23 protein-coding genes are annotated in these 25,090 nt (G+C 46.8%); 10 read left to right on the top strand and 13 right to left on the bottom strand.

The features are described from left to right. Nucleotides 1-77: 77 nt before the first annotated feature. The 12 genes from ftsA to mraZ all read right to left on the bottom strand — a co-directional run bounded on the left by ftsA (nt 78) and on the right by mraZ (nt 14,742). Nucleotides 78-1,484 carry a cell division protein FtsA gene (gene ftsA / locus DF182_RS08770; RefSeq protein ID WP_113615261.1) on the bottom strand — a complete coding sequence of 469 codons (1,407 nt, stop codon included), beginning with the start codon at nt 1,482-1,484 and terminating at the stop codon, nt 78-80. Beyond that, nucleotides 1,481-2,563: a cell division protein FtsQ/DivIB gene (locus DF182_RS08765; protein WP_113615260.1), complete on the bottom strand. Its 1,083-nt coding sequence runs from the start codon at nt 2,561-2,563 to the stop codon at nt 1,481-1,483. Before DF182_RS08765 ends, ftsA begins: the two co-directional genes overlap by 4 nt. 21 nt (nt 2,564-2,584) lie before the next feature. Then, nucleotides 2,585-3,940: a UDP-N-acetylmuramate--L-alanine ligase gene (murC, locus tag DF182_RS08760; RefSeq protein WP_113615259.1), complete on the bottom strand. Its 1,356-nt coding sequence runs from the start codon at nt 3,938-3,940 to the stop codon at nt 2,585-2,587. A 22-nt stretch (nt 3,941-3,962) separates the two neighbouring features. Next, nucleotides 3,963-5,057 (bottom strand): undecaprenyldiphospho-muramoylpentapeptide beta-N-acetylglucosaminyltransferase, encoded by a 1,095-nt coding sequence (murG, locus tag DF182_RS08755; protein WP_113615258.1) that lies wholly within the window; start codon nt 5,055-5,057, stop codon nt 3,963-3,965. A gap of 42 nt (nt 5,058-5,099) precedes the next feature. Beyond that, nucleotides 5,100-6,299, bottom strand: coding sequence for an FtsW/RodA/SpoVE family cell cycle protein (locus DF182_RS08750; RefSeq protein ID WP_113615257.1), 1,200 nt, complete (start codon nt 6,297-6,299; stop codon nt 5,100-5,102). 54 nt (nt 6,300-6,353) lie between these two features. After that, complete coding sequence (murD, locus tag DF182_RS08745; protein ID WP_113615256.1) at nt 6,354-7,694, bottom strand: UDP-N-acetylmuramoyl-L-alanine--D-glutamate ligase; 1,341 nt, start codon at nt 7,692-7,694, stop codon at nt 6,354-6,356. Between the two features lie 39 nt (nt 7,695-7,733). After that, a complete protein-coding gene (mraY, locus tag DF182_RS08740; RefSeq protein ID WP_113615255.1) occupies nt 7,734-8,993 on the bottom strand; it encodes a phospho-N-acetylmuramoyl-pentapeptide-transferase in 1,260 nt (419 codons plus the stop codon). A gap of 86 nt (nt 8,994-9,079) precedes the next feature. Next, nucleotides 9,080-10,546: a UDP-N-acetylmuramoyl-L-alanyl-D-glutamate--2,6-diaminopimelate ligase gene (locus DF182_RS08735; RefSeq protein ID WP_113615254.1), complete on the bottom strand. Its 1,467-nt coding sequence runs from the start codon at nt 10,544-10,546 to the stop codon at nt 9,080-9,082. Further along, nucleotides 10,547-12,652 carry a penicillin-binding protein gene (locus tag DF182_RS08730; RefSeq protein WP_113615253.1) on the bottom strand — a complete coding sequence of 702 codons (2,106 nt, stop codon included), beginning with the start codon at nt 12,650-12,652 and terminating at the stop codon, nt 10,547-10,549. Between the two features lie 215 nt (nt 12,653-12,867). Beyond that, nucleotides 12,868-13,248: an FtsL-like putative cell division protein gene (locus DF182_RS08725; RefSeq protein WP_147243386.1), complete on the bottom strand. Its 381-nt coding sequence runs from the start codon at nt 13,246-13,248 to the stop codon at nt 12,868-12,870. Between the two features lie 104 nt (nt 13,249-13,352). After that, complete coding sequence (gene rsmH, locus DF182_RS08720; protein ID WP_113615251.1) at nt 13,353-14,264, bottom strand: 16S rRNA (cytosine(1402)-N(4))-methyltransferase RsmH; 912 nt, start codon at nt 14,262-14,264, stop codon at nt 13,353-13,355. 10 nt (nt 14,265-14,274) lie between these two features. Beyond that, on the bottom strand, nt 14,275-14,742 hold the full coding sequence (mraZ, locus tag DF182_RS08715; RefSeq protein ID WP_113615250.1) for a division/cell wall cluster transcriptional repressor MraZ: 468 nt from the start codon (nt 14,740-14,742) through the stop codon (nt 14,275-14,277). A 511-nt stretch (nt 14,743-15,253) separates the two neighbouring features. On the opposite strand from mraZ, the gene DF182_RS08710 reads away from it, so the two are divergent. From DF182_RS08710 to DF182_RS08665, 10 genes are all read left to right on the top strand, one after another. Beyond that, nucleotides 15,254-16,087 carry an outer membrane protein assembly factor BamD gene (locus tag DF182_RS08710; protein WP_113615249.1) on the top strand — a complete coding sequence of 278 codons (834 nt, stop codon included), beginning with the start codon at nt 15,254-15,256 and terminating at the stop codon, nt 16,085-16,087. Next, entirely contained in the window at nt 16,056-16,397 is a 342-nt protein-coding gene (locus tag DF182_RS08705; RefSeq protein WP_113615248.1) for a DNA-directed RNA polymerase subunit omega, read from the top strand. Before DF182_RS08710 ends, DF182_RS08705 begins: the two co-directional genes overlap by 32 nt. A 104-nt stretch (nt 16,398-16,501) precedes the next feature. After that, the gene (gene coaBC, locus DF182_RS08700; protein WP_113616823.1) at nt 16,502-17,710 is read left to right on the top strand and encodes a bifunctional phosphopantothenoylcysteine decarboxylase/phosphopantothenate--cysteine ligase CoaBC; all 1,209 of its coding nucleotides are present in this window, start codon (nt 16,502-16,504) and stop codon (nt 17,708-17,710) included. Continuing rightward, a complete protein-coding gene (gene porD / locus DF182_RS08695; protein ID WP_113615247.1) occupies nt 17,703-18,629 on the top strand; it encodes a type IX secretion system protein PorD in 927 nt (308 codons plus the stop codon). The genes coaBC and porD overlap by 8 nt, the downstream gene beginning before the upstream one ends. A gap of 40 nt (nt 18,630-18,669) precedes the next feature. Next, nucleotides 18,670-19,149 (top strand): DUF4296 domain-containing protein, encoded by a 480-nt coding sequence (locus tag DF182_RS08690; protein ID WP_113615246.1) that lies wholly within the window; start codon nt 18,670-18,672, stop codon nt 19,147-19,149. 21 nt (nt 19,150-19,170) lie between these two features. Then, on the top strand, nt 19,171-19,863 hold the full coding sequence (locus tag DF182_RS08685) for a CoA transferase subunit A (protein WP_113615245.1): 693 nt from the start codon (nt 19,171-19,173) through the stop codon (nt 19,861-19,863). A 43-nt stretch (nt 19,864-19,906) separates the two neighbouring features. Then, nucleotides 19,907-20,566 (top strand): 3-oxoacid CoA-transferase subunit B, encoded by a 660-nt coding sequence (locus DF182_RS08680; RefSeq protein ID WP_113615244.1) that lies wholly within the window; start codon nt 19,907-19,909, stop codon nt 20,564-20,566. 133 nt (nt 20,567-20,699) lie between these two features. After that, complete coding sequence (locus tag DF182_RS08675) at nt 20,700-21,752, top strand: hypothetical protein (RefSeq protein WP_113615243.1); 1,053 nt, start codon at nt 20,700-20,702, stop codon at nt 21,750-21,752. Nucleotides 21,753-21,967: 215 nt separating this feature from the next. Then, nucleotides 21,968-22,807 carry an aminotransferase class IV gene (locus DF182_RS08670; protein WP_161964098.1) on the top strand — a complete coding sequence of 280 codons (840 nt, stop codon included), beginning with the start codon at nt 21,968-21,970 and terminating at the stop codon, nt 22,805-22,807. Between the two features lie 96 nt (nt 22,808-22,903). Beyond that, nucleotides 22,904-24,208, top strand: coding sequence for a cryptochrome/photolyase family protein (locus DF182_RS08665; RefSeq protein WP_113615241.1), 1,305 nt, complete (start codon nt 22,904-22,906; stop codon nt 24,206-24,208). Between the two features lie 73 nt (nt 24,209-24,281). Here the strand turns inward: DF182_RS08665 and DF182_RS08660 are convergent, their stop codons facing one another. Continuing rightward, nucleotides 24,282-25,085: a 1,4-dihydroxy-6-naphthoate synthase gene (locus DF182_RS08660; RefSeq protein WP_113615240.1), complete on the bottom strand. Its 804-nt coding sequence runs from the start codon at nt 25,083-25,085 to the stop codon at nt 24,282-24,284. Between the last annotated feature and the right edge of the window lie 5 nt (nt 25,086-25,090).

Below are 25,090 nucleotides of genomic sequence, written 5' to 3'. Positions count from 1 at the left end.
CTCTCATTATTAATTATCGTTCTTGATTGCATATATATTAAACGTTTGCTGCTCGCAACAATTGCGCCATTTCATATTTACAGTTTTGCGTCTTCTTCTTCTGTAAACATGTCAATGATTTTTGTTTTCATTTTGTCCAGGAAATTTTTGAGCGAAGCATTTCTTTCTTTTGCTTTCCTGTCCTGGATTTCCTGGGAGGAAGGTGCATCTTCCGTTCCCCAATCGTCTTGTTGTACAGCTGATTGTGCAGCTTGTTCCTTGGCGAAATAGCTGGTATTAATTTTTACATAATTTTCTTCTAGTGACTTACGGTCATTTTCATAATCGTTGTAACCTTTGAGTATCAATCCTACGCAAGTAGCGTACATAGGTTTGGTCATCTCTTCGTCGAACAGTCCACTGGACAGATGTTCGTTGGGGAATCCGATGCGTGCACTGGCGCCGGTAGTGTATTCAGTGAGCTGAATCAGGTGTTTTAGTTGGGAACCGCCACCAGTAAGGATAATACCGCCATTCAACATTTTATTGTCCATGCCGATCTGTTTGAGGTGATACACTACGAAATCGAGTATCTCACTCATACGGGCCTGGATGATATGTGCCAGGTTTTTAACGGATATTTCCTTGGGGCTTTGTCCGCGTAAACCGGGAATAGTGATATAAGCGTTGCTTTTAGCTTCATCGGCCAGGGCATAACCGAATTGCACTTTCATCTGTTCTGCCTGTGTTTTTAATACACCGAGGCCGTTTTTAATATCATTGGTGATGTTTTCCCCGCCATAAGGAATAACAGCAGTGTGTTTCAGAATACCTTCATAGAATACAGCCAGGTCGGTGGTACCGCCTCCGATGTCTACGATGGCAACGCCGGCTTCAAAGTCCATGTCGCACATAACAGCGGCGGCAGAGGCCAGCGGCTGCAGTACCAGGTCACGGATTTTCAGGCCTGATTTTTCCACACTACGGTTAATATTACGGATGGCGTTTTTATCACCGGTGATAATATGGAAGTTGGCACCCACCTTCACCCCAGACATACCAATAGGGTAGGTGATATTCTGCAAACTATCCACAATATATTGCTGCGGGATCACATCAATGATTTGATCACTGGCAGGGATAACGGTTTTGTACTGATCATTGATCAGCTGGTCAATATCTTTCTGGGATATTTCCGCCTCCACATCATTGCGGACAATATCTCCACGGGTTTGCAAACTTTTGATATGATGACCGGCGATGCCGACATATACTTCATTGATCTCCAGATGGGGGCTGGAGGCATAACAGTTTTCCAGGGCTTGCCTGATGGCTTTTATAGTCTGGTCAATGTTCAGCACCATGCCGTGCTGCACACCAAACGATGTAGCTTTACCGAATCCCAGGATTTCCAGTTTCCCGTATTCATTCTTCCGTCCTGCTATGGCAGCAATCTTCGTAGTTCCTATGTCGAGACCTACAATGATGGGAGCTTCCTGATTCATGGCGTTTTTTGTTTTTTTGATGTGTTAACAGATTTATTCCCTGGCTTATACACTGCTTTAGGTTGTTGCCTGGCTGGCGCTGCTGCTTTCTCCTGTTTCACTTTTTTCTCGGGCGCCTTTGCCTTTGCTTTAGTTGTGGCTGGTTTGACAGCCTGTTTAACCGGTACCGGTGGATGTTCCGGTGGTTTCGCTGCCGTCTTCTCCGCTGTATCTTCACTATTGTCTCCGATGGGCGGTTCGTCCGGCATAAACTGTTTTACCGTGTCTTTGGGTATCGCCGGTTGCAGCGGTGCTACACCATCCTTACGCGTACATACTACCTCATTCTCAAATGCTACATTGATACGCGTGTAATTGTTCCAACCTACCTTGTTCAGTCCTTCCTTGTAAAAAGCCAGCAGTTTGGTAAATTTTTTTTCTATATCCATACCTTCTCCGAAAACGATTACCTGGTCGCCCAGTTTGGGTATGAACTCGAATTTCCGGTCGGGGGTGATCATCAGTTGTTCTACCTGCGCCATCCAGAAAGGATCTTTGCTGATAAAACTTCCCATGTCCACAATCTGGGCGGCGAGCAGACTGTCTGTTCGCTGCAGCTTTTCCACATCGGTGGGGAATCCGGTGAAAACCGGTACCCTGGCGGCGTAGCGCGATGAAACCGGGATACGTTCCGCTGCTTCATCGAAGTAAAAACTGTTGCCCGAAAAGGTAAACACCCTGGCTACAGGCTCCCGTTGAGTGACTTTGATATGCAGTTCCTGTTTACTGGTGAAATAGATTTCTGCATTCTTTACCCAGGGATCCTGGTCGACCACTGCTTCCAGTGCCTTGATATTGATATCCCTGATGGGTTTTCCAACCGGGTTCAATGTTTTGTTTTTGGTAAGCAAAGAGCGGATATCCTTGGCTTCAATGAAGAAATTATCATCCTTCCCTTCAAATTTCACCTGAATACCTTTACAGATACCACTGTCTTTGTCTTTATTGGCTGCCACCAGCAGGATAATAAAGCCTGTGAACGCAAGCACCCAAAGGAGCAACGCGCTCAGTCGTTTTAATATCGTCGTGGTTTTGGCCATTCTTGTGATTCCGTAATTTTATTATTTAGCTTTCAGTAACTGGTTGATCGGTTCTTTTAACTGATCGATATCGCCGGCTCCTGCTGTTATCAACAACGGGGCTGGTGTTTTCTGCAGCCAGTCCAATACTGCTTCTTTTGACATGATCTGTACCGGTGCTGTAATCTTTGCTGCCAGTATTTCGCTGGTCACTCCTTCTATGGGCAGTTCTCTTGCCGGATAGATGGGGAGCAGAATTACTTCATCCGCCAGTGAAAGGCTCTCCGCAAAACCATCCGCCAGATCACGGGTACGGGTAAACAGATGCGGCTGGAATATTACCGTACAACGTTTGCCCGGGAATAATGTTTTAGCACTTGTAATCAGTGCACGCAGCTCTTCCGGATGATGGGCATAATCATCGATATACACCTGATGATCATTCTTGATCACATATTCAAACCGGCGTTTGATGCCTTTGAAACTCTCTATGGCCGCTTTGATCTTCTCATTGTCTATACCCAGCAGGTGTGCTACAGTAATGGCAGCAATAGCGTTTTCCACATTGTGCATGCCACCAATATGCAGGCGTACCTTGTCGATCATCCAATTCTGCTGCATTACATCAAACTCATAACCGCCGTGTTCCATTCTGATGTTGGCAGCATAAACATTGGCTGCGTTATTCTGCAGGCTGTACATCAGTTTGTTGTCTGCTTTCAGCTCTCTTTCACGATGTAGGCCGAACTTAGCAATCAGCGTGCCATTGGGCTTGATATTGTGTGTATATTGAATAAAAGCTTCTTCCATTGCTTCCGCAGTGCCGTAAATATCCAGGTGATCTGCATCCATGGCAGTTAACACTGCGATATCCGGACTTAATTTCAGGAAGGAGCGGTCGTATTCGTCTGCTTCGATGACTGCTACTGCTTTATCGCTACTCCAGAAATTCCGGTTGTAGTTGACGCTGATACCACCCAGGAAAGCATTGCAGCCATAACCGCTATGTGTAAGCAGGTGGGCGATCATGGTAGAAACGGTGGTTTTACCATGTGTACCTGCCACGGTGATGGCAAACGATGATCTGGTGATCTCCTGTAATACATCGCTGCGTTTTACAACTTCAAAGCCATTGTCACGGTACCATTGCAGCTCTGTATGGGAAGCGGGGATAGCCGGCGTGTATACGACCAGGTTAGCCTGCTTGTCCAGCAGATTGATATCATCGGTGTAATGGATCTGCATACCTTCTGCTTCCAACTGCTGCGTAAGCGGTGTTGAGGTACGGTCATAACCGCTTACGGCCACTCCTTTTTCATTGAAGAAGCGGGCGATGGCGCTCATACCGATGCCGCCGATGCCAATAAAATAAACCCGTTGTATGTTGTTCAAATCCATATATCCGAATCCCTGAATCTCTTTATCTGAAAATGTTTATAACTTCTTTTGCGATGATCATATCTGCGTTGGGGTTACCCAGTTCGCCTATATTTTTTTCCAGCTGTTCCATCAGCGCTCTGTTTTGCAGGAGGCTAAATAATACATCGGAAAGTTGTGCGCCTACCTCATCATTCTTAATGATCAACCCGGCTTTTTTGTTCACCAGGTTCATAGCATTGGAAGTCTGATGGTCTTCCGCAGCGAATGGATAAGGCACGAATATCACCGGCTTTTTCACTACACAGAGCTCGGCGATGGCCAGGGCTCCGGCGCGTGATAGTACTACATCTGCAGCTTTGTAAGCCATGTCCATCACGTTGATGAACTCATGCACCTTAATATGGGATGCATAAGGGGCTGCAGCAGCTTTCGCTGTTTCGTAATACGGCTTTCCTGTTTGCCAGATCAGCTGCAGGTCTTTCTGCACGATGGTTTGGAGCAGGGGCTGCAAAGCCTCGTTGATGGATTTGGCACCCAGACTACCGCCTACGGCGAAGATGGTCTGTTTATGATTGCTCAGTCCAAAGTGTTGCAGTGCATCTTCTCTGGATACAGCCGACTGGGTGATATTGTTTCTGACAGGATTGCCGGTGAAGACGATTTTGTCTGCCGGAAAAAATTTATCCATGCCATCATAAGCCACACAGATCTTTGCTGCTTTTTTTCCCAGGATTTTGTTTGTTTTTCCTGCGAAGGAATTCTGTTCCTGAATCAGCGTTGGAATACCATTTTTCTGTGCCCTTCTCAGCATCGGGAAGCTGGCATAACCACCTACACCCACTACTGCATCGGGTTGGAAAGTATCCAGTATATTTTTGGCCTGACGCAGGCTTTTCCAGATTTTGAATGGCAGCAGGATATTTTTGAAAATATTGCTGCGATTGAAACCGGCAATTTCCAGTCCTTTGATTGGATAACCAGCCTGTGGTACTTTCTCCATTTCCATTTTGCCGGCGGCGCCAACAAAAAGGATGTCGATATCCGGTTGAATTTTCTTCAACGCATTGGCAATCGCTATCGCCGGGAAGATATGTCCTCCCGTGCCTCCACCTGCTATAATCACTTTGCGTTGCATTGTTTCTTCAGTTACGATTGATGTTTATGTTATAGATACGTATCAGGCTACTGCTGCGTTTTCCGCTTGCGCCGCCATTACACGTTCGAGTCGTTCTTTTTCTGCCTGTTTACCCTCCATTTCTTCTACATTACGCGACACACTGAGGATAATTCCGATGGCCATGCTGGTGAAGAGTACAGAAGATCCACCCATGCTGACCAGTGGCAGTGGCAGCCCTGTTACCGGAAACAGTTGTACGTTTACCGCCATATTGGTCAGTGCCTGTATGACCAGTGTTACACTCAGGCCTACTGCCAGGAATGCGCCGAAGGCATAAGGGCATCTTTTATATATCCGGATACAGCGTAGTAATAATACCATATAAGCCGCCAGTATCAGGAATGCACCAAACAGTCCGTATTCTTCTATGATGGTGGCATAGATATAGTCGGAGTAGGCGTGGGGCAGAAAGTTACGTTGTGTACTATTGCCCGGGCCTTTCCCCAGCAGTCCGCCACCGGCGATGGCTATATTGGCCTGTTGTACCTGATAGGGTACTTCTGTATGGTCGTCATTCAGGAAGCTGTCCAGCCTTTTTTCCCAGGTTTTGGTACGCATGTCGTTACCGGACAGTTTCGCGATGGCAAACATCAGCGCTACTGCCAATGCACCGGCAGCTACCATGCCGGCAAGGAATTTTACCGGTACCCTGCCGATGAAGCAGAGCAGCATACAACTGGCCATTAACAGCAAAGCCGTGCTCATATTGGCCGGCATGATGAGTATACAGATAACCGCTACAGGAGTGATGATGGGCAGAAATCCTTTTTTGAAATCGTTGATCACATCCTGCCGCCTCGACAACTGCCGGCTGACATACATGAAGATGGCAAGTTTGGCCACATCCGATGTCTGGAAGGTCAGATTGATGATCGGTAGTCTGATCCACCGGCTGGCATCGTTAATATGTGATCCGAATGCCAGTGTGTATATCAGTAGTGGTATCGATATCAGGAAACCTACCTGCGCCACCCTGGAGTAAATAGTATAGTTTACCCGGTGTGCAAAATAGATGATCACGAGGCCCATGCCCAGTACGATAAGCTGCTTCAGGAGATAATACTCCGTATGGCCGCCCCGTTCGCGATAAGCCAGTGATCCGGTTGCGCTATATACGGCCAGCAGGCTCACCAACGATAGAAAAATTACTATCGTCCAGATGACCTTATCGCCTTTTGTTCTATAGAGCAAACCGTTCATGTTAGTTAATTACGTTTATTCCTTACTGTTATTCAAACCCTTTTACCAGCTCCACTATAAAGCCTTTACAGCTTCTTTGAATTTCCGGCCTCTGTCTTCATAGTTTTTAAATAGGTCGAAGCTGGCGCAGGCGGGGGATAGCATTACCACATCTCCTTTGGTGGCCTGCTGGAAGGCTGCCTGAACAGCTTCCATCATGCTGGAGGTGTTGATCATCACCGGCGTATCTTTTGACAACGCTTCGATGATCGGGGTGTTATCAATACCCATGCAGATGATGGCCTTTACTTTTTCCTTCACCAGATCACGGATAGCGGAGTAGTCGTTGCCTTTGTCTACACCACCCATGATCAGTACGATGGGTTTTTCAATGCTTTCGAGGGCAAACCATACGGAGTTAACGTTGGTAGCCTTACTATCATTGATAAAATCCACTCCTTTTACGGTTGCCACATATTCCATCCGGTGTTCGAGGCTTTTGAAGGAAGCCAGGCTTTCGCGGATTTTTTCTTTTCTGATGTCCATGGTCCTGCCTGCAATTGCTGCTGCCATCGAGTTATACAGATTGTGTTTCCCTTTTAGTGCCAGATCATACATCGACATGATGACCGGTTCTCCGTCAACCAGTATTTGCAACTGCTCGTTGGCGATAAAGCCGCCTTCTTTCAGTGGTTTCATGATGGTAAAAGGTATTGATGTTGAATAAATGGGTTGCTGCGCCAAATGCTGCATGATCTCGGGATCGTCCATACAATAGATGAAATAATCTTCTTTTGTCTGGTTCATCGCGATCCTGAACTTGGAAGCCACATAATTTTCCATTTTGTAGTCGTACCGGTCCAGGTGATCAGGCGTAATGTTGAGCAGGATGGCTACGTTGGGTTTGAATTCCACGATGTCATCCAGCTGAAAGCTGCTGATTTCAATCACATAATACTCCGCTGGTGCGGTTGCCACCTGTCGGGCATAACTAACGCCAATATTGCCTACCATGGCCACGTCCAGTCCTGCCGTTTTGAAGATGTGGTAGGTGAGGGCGGTGGTGGTGCTTTTGCCGTTGCTGCCGGTGATGGCAATGATCTTTTTACCTTTTGAAAAACGGTAGGCCAGCTCTATCTCAGAAATAACCGGTATGCCTTTTTCGCGTACCTTTTTCATCAGCTCTGTTTTTTCAGGGATACCCGGACTTTTGACGATTTCGTCAGCGTTCAGGATGATATCCCAGGAGTGATGTCCTTCTTCGAATGTGATGTGGTTTACCGCCAGTTCCTGTTTATAGTTGTCTTTGATGATGCCGCCTTCTGATACAAAAACATCATACCCTTGCTGTTTTCCCAGCAAAGCTGCCCCTATTCCACTTTCTCCTGCTCCTAATATGATGAGTTTGTGCGCCATTTTCGTTTATTCTTTCCTGTTATATTTTTAAATAATTGATTATCTCATTTTGAGGGTAGCGATGGTAAATACCACACACATGATCGTTACGATCCAGAAGCGTACGGATATTTTACTTTCGTGATACCCTAATTTCTGATAGTGGTGATGCAGCGGCGACATTTTCAGGAGGCGTCTGCCTTCACCATATTTTTTCTTGGTGTATTTGAAATAAGACACCTGCAGCATCACTGACAACAGTTCTACCAGGAATACGCCGCAGAAGATGGGTATCAGCAGCTCTTTACGCACGATGAATGCCAGTGCAGCGATGATGCCACCCAGTGCCAGACTACCGGTATCGCCCATAAACACCTGTGCAGGATAGGCATTGTACCAGAGGAAGCCTACGCAGGCACCCACGAAGGCTGCGATAAAAATAGACAGCTCGCCGAGGTTGGGGATGTACATAATGTTCAGGTACTCCGCAAACTGAATGTTACCCGATACATAAGCAAAAATGCCGAGACATACTCCGATAATGCCCGACACCCCTGTGGCTAGTCCATCCAGTCCGTCCGTTATATTAGCGCCGTTGGATACGGCAGTAATGATAAAGATGACGATCAGGATATAGATAACGAAGGTGTATTTTTCTGCGCCTGGTATCCATGAAATCAGTTTAGCGTAGTTGAATTCATGGTTTTTCACGAACGGGATAGTGGTAATTGGTGTTTTTACATCCACAAACCTTTGCCCTTCGCGGGTTACCCTTTCGGGGTGGTTGGTGGGGCGTCTTTCGTAGGCAGCCAGTTTCTGGGTGCCCATCAGTTCACGGGATACTACCACATCGTTGTTGAAATACAGGGTAGTGCCTACGATAAGGCCGAGTCCTACCTGTCCGAGTATTTTAAATCTGCCGGCCAGTCCTTCCTTGTTCTTTTTGAATACTTTGATGTAGTCATCGAGGAAGCCGATGAGGCCTAACCAGATGGTACAGAGCAGTACCAGCCAGATGTAGACATTGGCTACCTGTGCAAACAGGAGGGTGGGGATGATGATGGCAGCGAGTATGATCAGACCACCCATGGTAGGGGTCCCTTTTTTGGAGGTTTCACCCTGAAGGCCCAGCTCACGGATTGTTTCACCGATCTGTTTACGTTGCAGGAGTCTGATAATACGTTTACCCAGCAACAGAGAAATAGCCAGCGACAACAGGAGGGCCATCGTTACACGGAAGGTAATAAACTGGAACATACCACCGCCGATGACGCTGATCTTAAATTCTGTTTTCAGGTAATTTAAAAAATAATATAACATATTGTTTTAGTCGTAGCCGTTCATCTGCATCGTGAGATGCGGCTGTTAAGTCATTGAGTTATTTACTATTGTTCCTTCCGTAAAAATTATTTGTCCAGCAGCTTCATTACTTCTTCCAGCACTTGTTTATCATCGAAGGGATGTTTCACCCCTTTGATTTCCTGGTATTTTTCGTGTCCTTTTCCAGCCACGAGGATGATATCTTCTTTACCTGCCAGTGTGAGTGCGGTTTTAATCGCTTCTTTACGGTCGGTAATAGAGATCACTCTTTTTTTCTGGTGTACAGGTACGCCGGCTTCCATTTCCCGGATAATAGCATCCGGATCTTCGGAGCGGGGATTATCGGAGGTGAAGATGACACGGTCGCTGCTATCAGCTGCTACAGCGGCCATTACAGGTCTTTTGGCTGTATCCCGGTCTCCACCGCAACCTACTACGGTGATCACCTGTTCGTGACCTTTACGCAGGTTTTTGATGGTGGCCAGTACATTTTTCAATGCGTCCGGTGTATGGGCATAGTCTACGATAGCGATGATCTGGTCGTGGGCAGACACGATATAATCGAAGCGGCCTTCTGCACCCTGGATGTCGCTGAGGGCGCGCAGTACGCTTGTTTTGTCTTTGCCCAGTAATACAGCTGCGCCGTATACAGCGAGCAGGTTGTAGGCATTAAACTCACCAATCAGGCGGAAGTGTACTTCGGTATCATCTACCTGCATGATCAGTCCGGTGAGGTTGTTTTCCAGGATCTTTCCTTTAAAGTCAGCCAGTGTACGCAAACTGTAGGTAGCCTTTCTGGCTTTGGTATTCTGCAGCATCACCATGCCTCTTTTGTCGTCGAGGTTGGTGAGGGCAAATGCCGAAGCAGGCAGGTTATCAAAGAACGATTTTTTCACCCGGATATATTCATCGAATGTTTTGTGATAATCCAGGTGATCGTGGGTGATATTGCTAAAGATACCGCCGGCGAATTTCAGTCCTGCAACGCGTTGCTGGTGTATGGCATGGGAGCTGACTTCCATAAAGGCGTACAGGCATCCTTCTTCCACCATTTTAGCCAGCAGGGCATTGAGGCTGATCGGGTCCGGTGTGGTATGGGTAGACGGTATAACGGTATCGCCTATCTGATTTTGTACTGTGGACAACAATCCACAATGATACCCCAGTCTGGTAAACAAACGAAACAGGATGGTGGCGATTGTTGTTTTACCGTTGGTACCGGTAACGCCTACCAGCTGTAGTTTGTGGGAAGGGTTATCATAGAAGTTGCCGGCCATGATACCACTTGCCTGAGCGCTGTTGTCTACCTCGATATAGGTAACATTATCCAGCAGCACGGTGGGCATTGTTTCGCAGATAATAGCTGCTGCACCCTGAGCGATGGCTTTATCAATATACTGATGTCCGTCTGTATGTACTCCTTTCACTGCAATGAAGGCATTGCCGGGTCCGATGGACCTGGAATCAATCATGAGGGTGTTGATGGTAATATCGGTATTACCGTGAACGGCCCTGATGCCTACATTGTATAATATGTCGCGCAGCGTCTTCATCTAGCTGAGTTCTATTACGATTGTTTGTTCGTTTCCTATTCTTGTACCGCCGGGGAGTGATTGTGTTTTCACTTTTCCGGCTCCTTTTACTACTACGCGCAGGCCTGCATTTTCCAGCAGATACAGTGCGTCTTTGAGACCCATTCCTGTCACATCCGGCACAGCTCCTTTAGCCTGGGCAACTGGTTCGAAGGTGATTTTCCGGTTGCTAACGCTGGGGCTAACCCAGCTGTTGTTGGCCACGGAGCCGCTGATGGGCAGCTTCAGGGTTTTGAGTATTTGTTTCCATTCGCCGCCTTTCCCATTTTTGAGGGCCAGCAGGGTATCAAGCTGCATGGTGGCCTGTAGGGGCTTTTGTTTTTCTACGGCGATGGCGTACAGTTTATCGGCTACCTCGCGGAATACCGGTCCTGCAACGTTGGCGCCATAGAAGCGCAGGGCGTGCGGTTTGTTTTTGATTACCACCACGCAGGTGTACTGCGGGTCATTTGTGGGGAAGTACCCGGCAAATGATGATTGGTAGATCTTGTCGGCATAACCGCGGCTGCCGTTGGCTACCAGGGCTGTACCGGTTTTGGCGGCGAAGTTATAGAAGGGACTGCGCAGTTTTCTGGCGGTACCATCTGTTGCTACGCCTTCCAGCATGGCTTGCACTTGTTTGAGGGTGCTGGCGGAGCAGATACTGTCCATGACTACGGTAGGCTCAAACTGTTTAACTACCTGGCCATATTCCATGATGGAATTGACGAGGTAGGGTTTCATCATCTTACCGTTGTTGGCCACAGCGTTGTACAGCATACAGGTCTGCAGCGGGCTTATCAGCACCTCATATCCGAATGCCATCCAGGGCAGGGTGGTGTTGCTCCAGGTTTTGGAGCTGGTGGTTTTAATCACCGGATGGCCTTCCCCCACCAGGTCGATTCCCGTATTCTGGTCCAGTCTCAGTTGTTTGAGGTGGGCCACGAATTTGTTGGGCTGTCTGCCATAGTGTTGAACGGCCAGTTTTGCCATAGCGACATTGGAGCTGAGCTCAAATGCGTGTTTGATGGTTACGTTCTGGGGGCCAGGATGCGGTTCGGAGTCGAAAACCGTTCTGCGTCCAACCTGCCAGCGTCCGCCGTCCATGTTAACCATCGTGTTCATGGTGGCGTATTTATCTTCCAGTACTGAGATGAGGGTGGCCAGTTTAAAAGTGGATCCTGGTTCTCCCACCTGCAGTGCGAAGTTCATGTTTTCCCAGTAGCTTCCGTCGGGTAGGTGACCGATGTTAGCCATGGCTTTGACTTTCCCTGTTTTCACTTCCATGAGGATGCAGGTACCTTGTACGGCTTCATTTTGCACCATCATGTTCATGAGGGCTGTTTCCACGATATCCTGCATGTTGACGTCGAGGGTAGTGATGACATCTTTACCATTTTCCGGTTCGATGTCATATCCTTCTACCGGAACATAGGTACCGCCGGCGATGCGGCGCATGAGCCTTTTACCGGTAACACCTTTCAGGTATTCGTTGTAGGTCCTTTCGAGGCCTACGCTTTGTGAATTTTCGCGGGCCAGCCCGATGGTCCTGTTGGCAAGGAGTTTAAAGGGGTTGATGCGTTTGCTTTTGCTTTCAGCGATCATGCCGCCTTTGTTTTTTCCGAGCCGGAACATGGGAAAGGAGCGCAGTTGCTGGTACTGGTTAAAGGGTACGTCTCTTTTCAGGAGAAAGTAACGGTCCTTTGATTGGTACCCGTCCTGCAGCAGTTGTTTATAAGCCGTTTTGGTGCGGTCGCCAAACAGTTGGGACAGGCTGAGGGAGAGGGAGTCGAGGTTTTCTTTAAAAACCTTTCCTTTTTTGTCCCGCAGTCCGTCGGCGGCAAAATCTATCCGTATATCGAAATACGGTATGGAGGTGGACAGCATTCTGCCTTCTTCCGAATAGATGGTGCCTCGTTCCGCATCGAGGGCTACGTAGCCGGTGTGGAGGCTATCGGCCATATTGCGCCAGTAGCTGCCTTTTATGTTCTGGATGTAAAATACTTTAGCCAGAATGGCGATGCCAAACAGAGCCATGCCGATCAGGCACAGATACACACGCCACAATATGTCTTTTTTTACGTCCACGTTCCAGCTGTTTAGCTTTAAGCTTTTAGCGGATAACTTCCAGGGTTTTAGTTGCCGGGATAGCGACTAAGGGCTAAAAGCTAAGGGCTAAGAGCTATAAATAGATACCTGACGCTGGCTGCGATTTAAATGAGATGCTTGCCAATTAATTGATTTACCAGCATTCCCGTTCTGTTTAGATATCAGGCGGGCAGCATCAGGTACCAGTATTAAAGTCATTTTTCGTTTTCTTTTGTCAGTATAATTTTCTGCGGAGGGGAACTGAGTTGTTTGAGGCCCAGTTGCTCTACGGATTTGCTGACTTCACTCATTTTACTGCGAAACATGAGCTCACTCTTCACGTTGATATATTCCCACTTCAGCTCTTTGATTTCTTTGCCAAGTTGATTAATTCGGCGTATTTTTTTTTCAGCGAGGTGACTGTTGGCGATATAGATCAGCGCCAGTACGGACAGGAAACCGATAAAGGGCATGTTTTGCACCAACATTTTATAGTTGATGCGTAGCCGCCATTCTTTTTTCGGTTCCTGAGCCGGAGCGGGTGAGGCTTCGGCTGGTTCTTCCTGGTATGTTTCTATAACTTCTTCCTGCAACACGTGCTATGCCTTTTTAAAAAAATTGACAATATAAAATTGAAAGCAAATCACAACAGATGTGTATAGGATAGGATAGGATCTTGATGATACGGCGTAAGGCGGTATCAAGCTGTTTTTTCGGCTACCCGCAGTTTTGCGCTTCTCGATCTGCTGTTTAGTTTCAGTTCAGCATCGCTGGCGGTCACCGGTTTTTTTGTGATTAATCTGAACAATTTAGGGGGTGTTTCCTTTCCAAACGGATCTTCTGGTGCTTCCTCGAAACTGCCTGTCTTCATAAAATTTTTTACCAGCCTGTCTTCCAGTGAGTGGAAGGTGATGATGGCCACCCGGCCTCCTGGTTTCAATACACTGGCAGACTGTGTGAGCAAATCTTTTAAAGCGCCCAGTTCATCATTGACGGCTATACGCAAAGCCTGGAACACCTGTGCCAGATATTTTTGCGGGTTGCCTTTTACAATAGGCTGGATCACGGATTTAAATTCCGTGATGGTACGCATGGGGTGTGTTTTTCTTTGCCGTACAATGGTTTGTGCCAGGGTTTTGGCATTGGTAACTTCGCCGTATTCCTGAAAGATCAGCTGTAGCCTTGCTTCGCCCCAGGTAGCCAGAATCTGTGCTGCCGTGAGGTCTGTTCTCGTATCCATTCGCATGTCCAGATCGCCGTTGAAGCGAATACTGAATCCTCTTTCGGCAGTATCAAACTGGTGTGATGACACGCCCAGATCTGCCAGTACTCCGTCTACCTGTTCTGCTTTATGAAGTTTCAGAAAACGTTGCAGGTGCCGGAAATTTTGTTGTACAAATGTTACACGTTCGTCTATGATCCTGTTACGATACGCATCTTCATCCTGATCAAATACAATCAGTCGTCCTTTTTCGCCCAGTTTCTCCAGTATGGCCCGGGAATGTCCTCCGCCTCCAAACGTAGCGTCTACATAAGTCCCTTCGGGATTGATATGCAGCAACTCCGTTGTTTCCTGCAGCAGAACGGGTAGGTGATATTGTTGTTCGCCCATATGCTCCAGTTTAAATTGAAATATTGTTGTCTCCTCCTCCCATTACCTGTTGAGCCAGATCACTGAAGGCCCCTGGTGAGAAATTTTCAAAGAACTCCTGGTATTTACCTTTATCCCAGATCTCGATTTTATTGGATGCTGCTGCCAGCACAATATCTTTTTCCATATTCGCATACGACAGCAGGTTTTTCGGTACCAGCAGTCTTCCTGCGCTATCCAGCTCCAGAATGGTTGCCCCGTTGAGGAAGTAGCGCCTAAATTCCCTTACTTTCGGGTCAAAGTCGTTCAGCTTGCTGATACGTTCGAAAATGGGCTGCCACTCATTCATGGGATACAATGACAAGCATTTCTCAAAGCCGCGATTGATGACAAACTGACCTCCTGCCTCTGCTGCCAGCTGCTTTTTGAAGCCTGCAGGCAGTAGAAAACGTCCTTTGGCGTCTAGCGTAGCCTCATATTCGCCTAGAAAACCTGTCATACCATGGGGCAAAGTACTTGAAAAACCATTTTCTAACACAAAATAACACTTTTTCCCACTTTTTAACGAAAAAATACTTTATAAATTTTTTCCACAGGACCAAATTAGCCATGGAAGAGGAATTATCCCTGTTTTGTGCATCGGTTTTAGGATGGGGATGTTAAAATGTGTGGATAATAGATATTGATATGTTTATAACATGTTTATAACCTATAAAAAACACGACTGTACTGATATTGAAGATCTACGGTTGACTGCGGTATTTCATCAGTACCGAAAGAAAAATTTATTTTACAAATAGGGTTTTGTTTTAATTTGAATAACTGTTTTTACCTTTTTTTGATGGTTACCCCGCCATTTTTTATTTTCGGCAGCTAAAGGCAAAATAAGTCCCCTGCCAGAGGAAATACCCTGTTTCAGCGACTTAACTGCCTCTTTTGCAAAATTTTAACAGCAATGAAAATCTCTTCGCCTTACATTTACATTTAATTCTTAACTTTGCCACTCTTTTATGCGGAAATTTTTATTGTATAGCAGTTTTCTTGCGCTTATCGTTGTAGCTTCTTCCTGTAATAATGAATTGAGGAGGATAGAAAAAAGCAACAACTTCGAAAAGAAGCTGGCTTATGCAGATAAGCTGTACCAGAAGAAAAAATACAATACAGCACAAACGCTCTATCAGGACCTTCTACAGGTGTATAAAGGCACTGAGAAGTTTGAAGGCCTGTATTACAATTACGCATACTGTTCCTATTATGTAAAGGACTATGTACAGGCAGCTTTCCACTTTAAAAACTACCTGGACGTATTCCCCAACAGCCCCAGAGCGGTAGAAATTGACTACATGCAGGCTTATTGCTATTACAAGCAGTCGCCCAAGGTATCACTGGACCAGACAAATACCATGAAGGCCATTGCCCAGATGCAAACCTTCATCAACAACTACCCCCAATCGGAAAAAGTAGCGGAAGCTAATCTCGTAGTTGAGCTTTGCCGCCGTAAACTGGAAAAAAAGGAATTTAACAGTGCTGAACTGTACTATAACCTCGGTTTTTATAAAGCTGCCGGTATTGCCTTCAAAAACCTGATGCGCAATTACCCGGACTCCGATAAAAGCGACGGTTACAAAATAATGGCCATCCGGGCTTACTACAATTACGCTAAAAACAGTGTGGAAGAAAAACAGCGGGAACGCTACGAGACAGTTATCAGCGAATACCTCGACTTCGCAGACCACTATCCCAACAGCAAATTGAAGGTGGATGCAGAAAAATTTTATACCTTAGCGCAAAATAATATTAAATCACTGGAAAATGAGCAAAATAAAGAGAAGTCTAACCAGTAGTCTTAATCCCTGGGTAGAAACTAAAAATACTACCGATATTAAGAACAGGACCGGTAATTTATATGAGTCTATTGCCGTGATAGCCAAACGCGCCAATCAGATCAATATTTCCGTGAAAGAGGAGCTCCATTCCAAGCTGGAAGAGTTTGCCAGTCATACTGACAACCTCGAAGAAGTTCATGAAAACAAGGAGCAGATAGAGATTTCCCGCTTTTACGAAAGAATGGCGAATCCAGCTATCCAGGCTACCCAGGAATTCCTGGACAGCAAAATTTATTTCCGCAAGAACGACGACGATCTGTTCAGCTAATCCGCCACACTTTATTTGGTGAGGTGCATGATTGCGAAAAATAAAAATATTAATTTCATGGCGGCAGAATCTTTTCTGCCGCTTTTTTTATGGACGATATTAAGATGCTACAAGGAAAAAAAATCCTCCTGGGCGTGTCTGGCAGCATTGCCGCCTATAAAGCTGCTACCCTCACCCGCCTCCTGGTGAAGGAAGGGGCCATCGTAAAAGTGATCATGACGCCCGCCGCGGCTGACTTCATCACTCCGCTCACCCTCGCCACCCTGTCTAAAAATGAAGTGCCGCTCCATATCAGCGACCATAACAGCTGGAATAACCATGTGATGCTGGGCCGCTGGGCCGATGTTATGCTCATCGCTCCCGCCTCTGCCAACACCATCGCCAAAATGGCCAATGGCCTGTGCGACAACCTCCTGCTGGCCACCTACCTCTCCGCCACCTGCCCGGTACTGTTTGCCCCGGCCATGGACGAAGACATGTGGAAACATCCCGCTACCCGCCAGAATATAGCCCGTCTCCTGCAATATGGCCACCAGCAGATCCCCGTCGCCGCCGGTGAACTGGCCAGCGGTCTTATCGGAGAAGGACGTATGGCCGAACCGGAAAATATTGTGGCCCTGCTGCGCCGCCATTTCAGCGTAGCTGCCAGCGCCCGTAAACCACTCGACGGCAAAATAGCCGTGGTAACTGCCGGTCCCACTATTGAACACATCGATCCTGTAAGATATATCAGCAATCACTCCAGTGGTAAAATGGGCATCGCCATCGCAGAAGCCCTCGCCGATGCCGGCGCACAGGTGAAACTGGTACTGGGACCCACTAATCTCACTACCCACCACAATGGTATTGATATCATCCCGGTACAATCCGCAGAAGACATGTTCCGCAGCGTGATTGCCGTATACCCGCTGTCGGACATCGTGGTGGCTGCCGCCGCCGTGGCTGATTACCGCCCGGTTCAGATAGCAGATAAAAAAATCAAAAAAGGAGAAGATAAGTTCAGCATCTCCCTGGAAAAAACACATGACATACTCCGCACCCTGGGTAACAACAAAGGTCCCCAGCAACTGCTGGTCGGCTTCTCCCTGGAAACCAACAACGAAAGGGAGTATGCGCTCAAAAAACTGCGTGATAAAAACCTCGATATGATCGTGATGAACTCCCTCGCTGATCCCGGCGCCGGTTTTAATCATGATACCAACAAGGTGACCCTGTTTGACAACAAAGGAAAAGAACGTGATATCCCCCTCAAATCCAAACAGGAAGTAGCCAGAGATATTGTTTCAGCTATAATTGAACTGCAACATGCGTAACCGTTTCCCGTTCACCCTGCTACTGGCAGGCATCTTCGTTTTAATGGCCAACTGCCTGCAGGCGCAGGAGATCAGAGCCAATGTCACCGTAGTGGCGAACCAGGTACAGGGTGTGGACAGGAAAGTGTTCACCACGCTGCAAAATGCACTTAAGGAATTCCTCAACAACCGTCACTGGTCTGATGATGTCTTCACACCGGCAGAAAGGATAGAATGTAACTTCCTGCTCAATGTAACCGGCGTACTGGGAGAAAACACCTACAAGGCCTCCCTCACTATACAGGCCACCCGTCCGGTGTACAACAGCGGTTATGTGACCAGTTTGCTTAATACACAGGATAACAACGTAGTGTTCCGGTATGCTGAGTTCCAGCCACTGGAATTCAGCGACAGCAGGGTAGTAGGCAACGATCCGATGGCCTCCAACCTTACTGCTATCATGGCTTATTATGTGAATATTATCCTGGGCCTGGACTACGACTCCTTCTCTCCCCGTGGCGGCGATATATATTTCAAAAAGGCGCTCAATATTGTGAATAACGCACCCGATGGAAAAGATATCTCCGGCTGGAAGGCTTTTGAGGGTAACCGTAACCGTTACTGGCTGCAGGACAACCTGCTGAACGCCAAGTTTCTTAATTTTCACGATGTAATGTACCAGTACCACCGCAACGGACTGGACGTGATGTATGATGATGTGAATAAAGGCCGCGCAGCTATTATGAACTGTCTCAACCTGTTGTATACCATCTACCAGGATGTACCCAACTCTATGTTGATGCAAACATTTTACGCTGCTAAAGCCGATGAACTGCAAAAGATATTTTCGAAAGCGATGCCACAGGAGAAAAGCAGGGCTGCTGAACTGCTGGCACAGATGGATGTGCCCAACGCACAGAAATATCAGCAGATGAAATAACAGTCCGCCTTTGCACCGGACATCCAATTTTTATAGAAGAATGAACAACAGTTTTAAAGCGCTCATTACAGGATTAATAATATTGACGGCATCATGCGGCGAGCCTGGCAACGTGCCCAAACAATATATAGGGAAAGACGAAATGAGCAGGATACTGGTAGATATGACCCTGGCAGATGCCTATGGCAACGAAGTAAGCGCAGAGACACTGCGGTTGCCCGACTCTCTGCGTCAGGAAAAAATTAAGATCCTCTATAAGCAGGTACTGGACCTGCACCATGTATCTGTAAAGGATTTCATGACAAGTTACAACTGGTATGAAATGCATCCCGACAGGCTGAAGGATGTTTTTGAGAAGGTACAGGCCGACATCGATATGCGGAGAAACAAGCTGGGTAACCCCTCCGATGAAAACGCGCCGGTGATGTTCCGCCTGAAGAGCTTTTTCCCTCATGCCGACAAAGCTTTCCTGGTGCACACTTCCGATACCGTGCGGCCCTTCATTAAACGACAGCCATAGATCAACATAAAACACCAAAACATGAACAAAGTAGTAGCAAATGCAGACGAAGCCATACAGGACATCCAGGATGGCGCCGTGATCATGCTGGGAGGGTTTGGTTTGTGTGGAATACCGGAAAACAGTATCGCAGCGCTGGTCAGAAAAGGAGTGAAAGGCCTGACCTGCATCTCCAACAATGCCGGCGTAGACGATTTCGGTTTGGGGATGTTGTTGAAAACCCGTCAGATCCGCAAAATGATGTCGTCTTATGTAGGCGAAAATGCCGAATTTGAAAGACAGCTGCTGGCCGGAGAACTGGAAGTAGATCTCATCCCACAGGGCACATTAGCCACCCGCATCCAGATGGCCGGCATGGGTATCCCCGCCTTCTTTACTCCCGCCGGTTACGGCACTGAAATCGCTGAAGGAAAGGAAACCCGTGAATTCAACGGTAAGCACTATCTCATGGAGATGGCCCTGCATGCCGATTTCGCCATCGTAAAAGCCTGGAAAGGGGATACGCTGGGCAACCTCCAGTTCCGGAAAACAACCCGTAATTTCAGCACCTCCATGGCCAAAGCAGGGCAGATCACCATCGCAGAGGTGGAAGAGCTGGTACAGCCGGGACAACTCGATCCGGACCATATCCATGTGCCCAGCATCTACGTGCACCGCATCTTTGCCGGCACGAATTATGAAAAACGGATAGAACGCAGGACCGTAAAAATCTAGCCTGCGACTGCCCCATTATTCCACTTTCCAAAATCAGTAATTTATGCCTCTCGATAAATTTGGCATCGCCAAAAGAATAGCAAAGGAGTTAAAGGACGGTATGTATGTTAACCTGGGCATTGGTATTCCTACGCTGGTGGCCAACTACATCCCTGCCGGCATGTCCATCATGCTGCAGTCCGAAAACGGTATGCTGGGCATGGGCCCTTATCCGGTTGCGGAAGATATTGATGCTGACCTCATCAATGCCGGTAAAGAAACCGTTACCCTCCTGCCTGGTGGCAGCTTCTTTGACTCCGCAGAAAGTTTCGGTATGATCCGCGCAGGTAAAGTAGACCTCACCGTACTGGGCGCCATGGAAGTGTCCGACAACGGTGATATCGCCAACTGGAAAATACCCGGTAAAATGGTGAAAGGCATGGGCGGCGCCATGGACCTGGTAGCATCTGCCAAAAATATTATCGTGGCCATGATGCATACCAATCCCAAAGGTGAAAGTAAACTGCTGCCAGCCTGTACATTACCCCTTACCGGTGTGAACTGCGTCCGCAGAATCGTGACCGAACTGGCCGTCCTCGATGTAACACCGCAGGGTTTCCGACTGTTGGAACGCGCTGCTGATGTTAGTGTTGAGGAAATTAAAGCCAAAACAGCCGGACGATTAATTGTGGAAGGTGAAATAACTGTGATTAATGCTGATTAATACTGATGTTCCTGATAAGCAAAGATCAGTGTAAATAAAGAGAAAGCCTCGCTTGGAATTATCAAGCGGGGCTTTCTCTTTATTTATACTTGTTTTTTTACTTAATTAATGCCAACAAAACAGTACTACGTCTATGAAAAAGATCCTATTCTGTACATCAGCATTTGTATTGCTGATTCATTCTCTTAAAGGACAAAATCTGCAAGCAGTAACAGATATCGGGAACAACACCAGCAATCTGATACGTGTCGAAGGGGTGAATAATATTCCTGGTACCGGCGCCGGGCTTGAATTATATTATACTAACGGTCAGGGCTATATTCAAAGCCGAAACAGAACAGGCAATGTTAATACTGTTTTAAACCTGGCCGGATCATTGATCAATACAACGTCCCGCACACTGATCAACTTTGCACAGGATGACGGCTCAACAGCATTACAGGTGAATGGGGGAATTAAAACCAGCGGAGCCGCTTATAGGGCCTTCACCGCAAATATCACCGGAAGTTATGGTACGATTGATCTGACTGATAATAATAACAGGCGTGTATTTATGGGCTACAATGCAGATAAAACTGCTAATAGTTATGCCACATTTGGAGTGGTAGATGATAATGGAGCTGAAAGAGGAATATATATGCAGCGTGCATCGGGGTACGTAGGTATCGGAACAACAATCCCGCAACGGCTGCTGGATGTAGCCGGGCCGATACGTATATCTTCAGAGAATAATGCTGTCATTGATTTTTCAAATTCCACAGATAATCAGATATGGTATAACAAGGTCGATACAAGTCTCAATTTGAAAACGGGAGGTGTCGAGAGATTCGTTGTTTTGGGAAATGGCAACGTTGGTGTCGGCACGCTCCATCCTCAATCCAAATTGGCTGTAGCCGGAACTATCACCACCCAGCGAATAAAAGTAACATTATCTGATTGGTCTGACTTTGTATTTCATGACGATTATCGATTACCAACATTACAGGATGTTGAAAAATATGTTATTGAACATAAACATTTGCCTGATATTCCTTCTGCTGAAGAAGTTAAAAAAGACGGTATAGAGTTGGGTGAGATGAATAAAAAACTACTGCAGAAAATTGAAGAGCTGACTTTACATCTTATCCGTCAACAGAAAGAAATAGATTCACTGAAAGAATGGAAGAAAGGAATAGAAGGGAAATAAGATCAGCTTGCCTGCTATATTATTGCCGCCGGAGTGTAGCGTGCTGAACGCTTTGATGGCTGCATATCAGATGGGATGCTTTAATGAGTTGTTTGGGTGGACTGCCTGATTAAATTTAACATTTCCTTGGTGGCTGACCATGAAGGTCGGCCACATCCCTCTGGTCAAAATCACAAAATAATTGGGTAACTTACACTTTGCTAAACACAGTTCGAGTGCAAGTTGGTTTTCTTTGTTATAATGGTAAATTTTTCCCCGCTGGAGACCCGATCCTTACGGCAGACAACCGCTCTTTCCGCTACGGGGATGGATGTTTTGAAACCCTGCGAGTATATCAGGGGAAAGTATTGCTGAGCGACTTACATTTTGAGCGCTTAATGGCCAGTCTTAACCTGTTGCATTTTGATGTTCCTCCTTACTTTAGCAAGGATTTTTTCATCACACAGATACTGGATTTGTGCCATAAAAATGGTCATACCGATATTGCCCGTGTCAGGTTTTCTGTATTCCGCTCAGAAGGCGGATTATACGAGCCTGTTAATAATACTCCCAACTATATAATCCAGGTATGGGAACTGAACAAATCAGTTCTTGAACTCAATGAAGTGGGCTTGGTACTGGATGTATTTCCGGATGCCAGAAAAAGCAGCGATAAGTTTTCCTCCATTAAATCCAATAACTGCCTGCCATATGTAATGGCCGCCATGTACGCCAAACAACACCGGCTCAATGAAGTCGTGTTGCTGAATCAATACGGTCGTGTTGCAGACAGTACCATTGCTAATATATTTATTGTGCATGATAATACGATCTACACGCCTCCGCTCTCGGAAGGTGGTGTATGTGGTGTGATGCGCAAACATCTGCTGAAAACAGAGCTTCCTTTTAAAATCGAGGAGAAGCCATTGACAGTGGATGATCTGGAAAATGCAGATGAAATATTTTTAACGAACGCAGTCCAGGGAATCCGCTGGGTAGGCGTTTTCCGCGACACCAGCTATGGCAACGCCACCGCTGCCATCTTACATGAAGTGCTATTCGACGGAAAACTGTGACCCGCTGATACCATGGTGGGAAAGGGAGCAAAGAACGCTAAAAGAAATAACGGCGGCTTTGCTCCCTTTTTCGTCTTTGCGTGATAAATTTGACGCATGACTCCCAAAATCAATCTCTGCTGGCTCCGCCGTGACCTGCGTCTGAATGACCAGGCTGCTTTGTATCACGCATTGAAAGACAAAAATCCGGTGGTGCCTGTGTTTGTATTTGATACCAATATTCTGGATGATCTGGAAGATAAACACGACCGCCGGGTGACGTTTATTCATGAAGTGCTGGAAGATATACAAAGACAACTGGTGGCCAAAGGAACAACCCTTGATGTATTTTATGGTACGCCTGAAGATGCTTTCCGGCATTGGACTTCCCGCTATCCGGTAGAAAAGGTATTTACCACCGGTGACTACGAACCTTATGCCCGGAAACGGGATGCAGATGTGGCAGCATGGCTGCATAAAAAGAAGATCTCCTTTCACAGTTATAAAGACCAGGTAATATTTGAAAAGTCTGAAGTGGTGAAAGATAACGGTGACCCATATACGATTTTTACACCTTACAGCAAACGCTGGCTGGCTACACTAAAACCGTTTTATCTGAAACCATATCCGGTGGAAAAATATGAGAGTAACTGGTACCAACAACGGGCATTGAAGATACCGTCACTGGCCATGATGGGTTTTAAAGCCGGAAAGAAAGACTTTCCCTCCAAAGAATTTCCGGAAAGTATTATCACACACTATGATCAGACCCGTGATTTTCCGGCGCTGGCAGGCACTACCGGATTAGGTGTGCACTTGCGCTTTGGTACAGTGAGTATTCGCGAACTGATGCAGCGGGCGATGCAACTCAATCAGACATTTGCAAAGGAACTGATCTGGCGTGATTTTTTTCAGATGATACTCTGGCATTTCCCGCATGCTGCAGGGGCTTCTTTCCGGAAAGAATATGATAATATCCGCTGGCGTAATAATGAAGCGGAGTTTGAGCGATGGTGTACAGGGCAGACAGGTTATCCTATCGTAGATGCTGGTATGCGGGAGCTAAATGCCACGGGGCATATGCATAACCGTGTGCGGATGATCACAGCCAGTTTTCTGACCAAACATTTGCTGATCGACTGGCGCTGGGGAGAAGCTTATTTTGCGGCTAAACTGCTGGATTATGATCTGGCTTCGAATAACGGTAACTGGCAATGGGCGGCTGGTTGCGGGTGTGATGCTGCTCCTTATTTCAGGGTGTTTAATCCGGCCTTACAAACAAAAAAATTTGATAAAGACCTGCGGTATATCCGCCGTTGGGTACCTGAATTTGAAGATCTGTCTTATGTACATCCCGTTGTATCGCACGAGGAGGCACGTAAGCGTGCCATTGCGGTTTACAGTCAGGCAGTGAAACGTTAGTTTATCTAAAAAACCAGGACGCGGAGAGGTACATTATCTCCGCGTCCTGGTTTTTAATATTGTTACGTTTCAATTAGTGCGTTGGTGTAACACGATTAGCCGCTTCCATAAGCGCTTCTACTGCAGCTCTGCCTTCTGTGCCGAGGTCAAGGCTGTAGTCGTTCACATAGAGATCAATGTGCTGGCGCATTACCTGCTCATCCATTTCCTGTGCATGTGATTTGATATAATCAGAGAGATGAGGGTATTCACTGTAGGCATGCTGCAGGCTTTTGTGGATGAGAGCATCTACCTTGGCGCGGGTTTCGGCTGGAATATCCTTACGGATGAAGATACCGCCCAGTGGGATCGGGTTACCAGTGGTGGATTCCCAGTATTCACCCATATCCATGAGTTTAACGAGTCCTTTGAGCTGGTAGGTGAATCTGTTTTCGTGTATGATCACGCCGGCATCTACGTCGCCGTTGAGGACAGCGTTTTCTATTTCTGAAAAGAGCATGACCTGTTTGTTTTTGGCTTCCGGGAAAGCGATGGAGAACAACAGGTTGGCGGTGGTGTTTTCACCGGGGATGGCTATTTTCAGATTTTTGATTTCTTCTTTGGGGATATCTTTTCTGGCGATGAGCAGTGGACCACAGCCGCGGCCCAGGGCACTGCCGCTGTTGAGCAGGTCATATTGGTCCCTGACTTTCAGGTATACGGCAAAACTCAGTTTGGTAACCGGTAATTTCCCTTGCAGGGCCCAGCGGTTGAGTGTTTCCACATCTTCCAGTTGGGTATCGAATGTAAAGCCTTCCGTATCGATCTTATTGTTAACCAGTGCGTCGAAGATAAAAGTATCATTCGGGCAGGGCGAGAAACCTAATGATAAATGCATATACT

The organism is Chitinophaga flava (assembly GCF_003308995.1).
Lineage (GTDB): Bacteria > Bacteroidota > Bacteroidia > Chitinophagales > Chitinophagaceae > Chitinophaga > Chitinophaga flava.
This window is presented reverse-complemented; position numbering and strand designations above follow the sequence as displayed.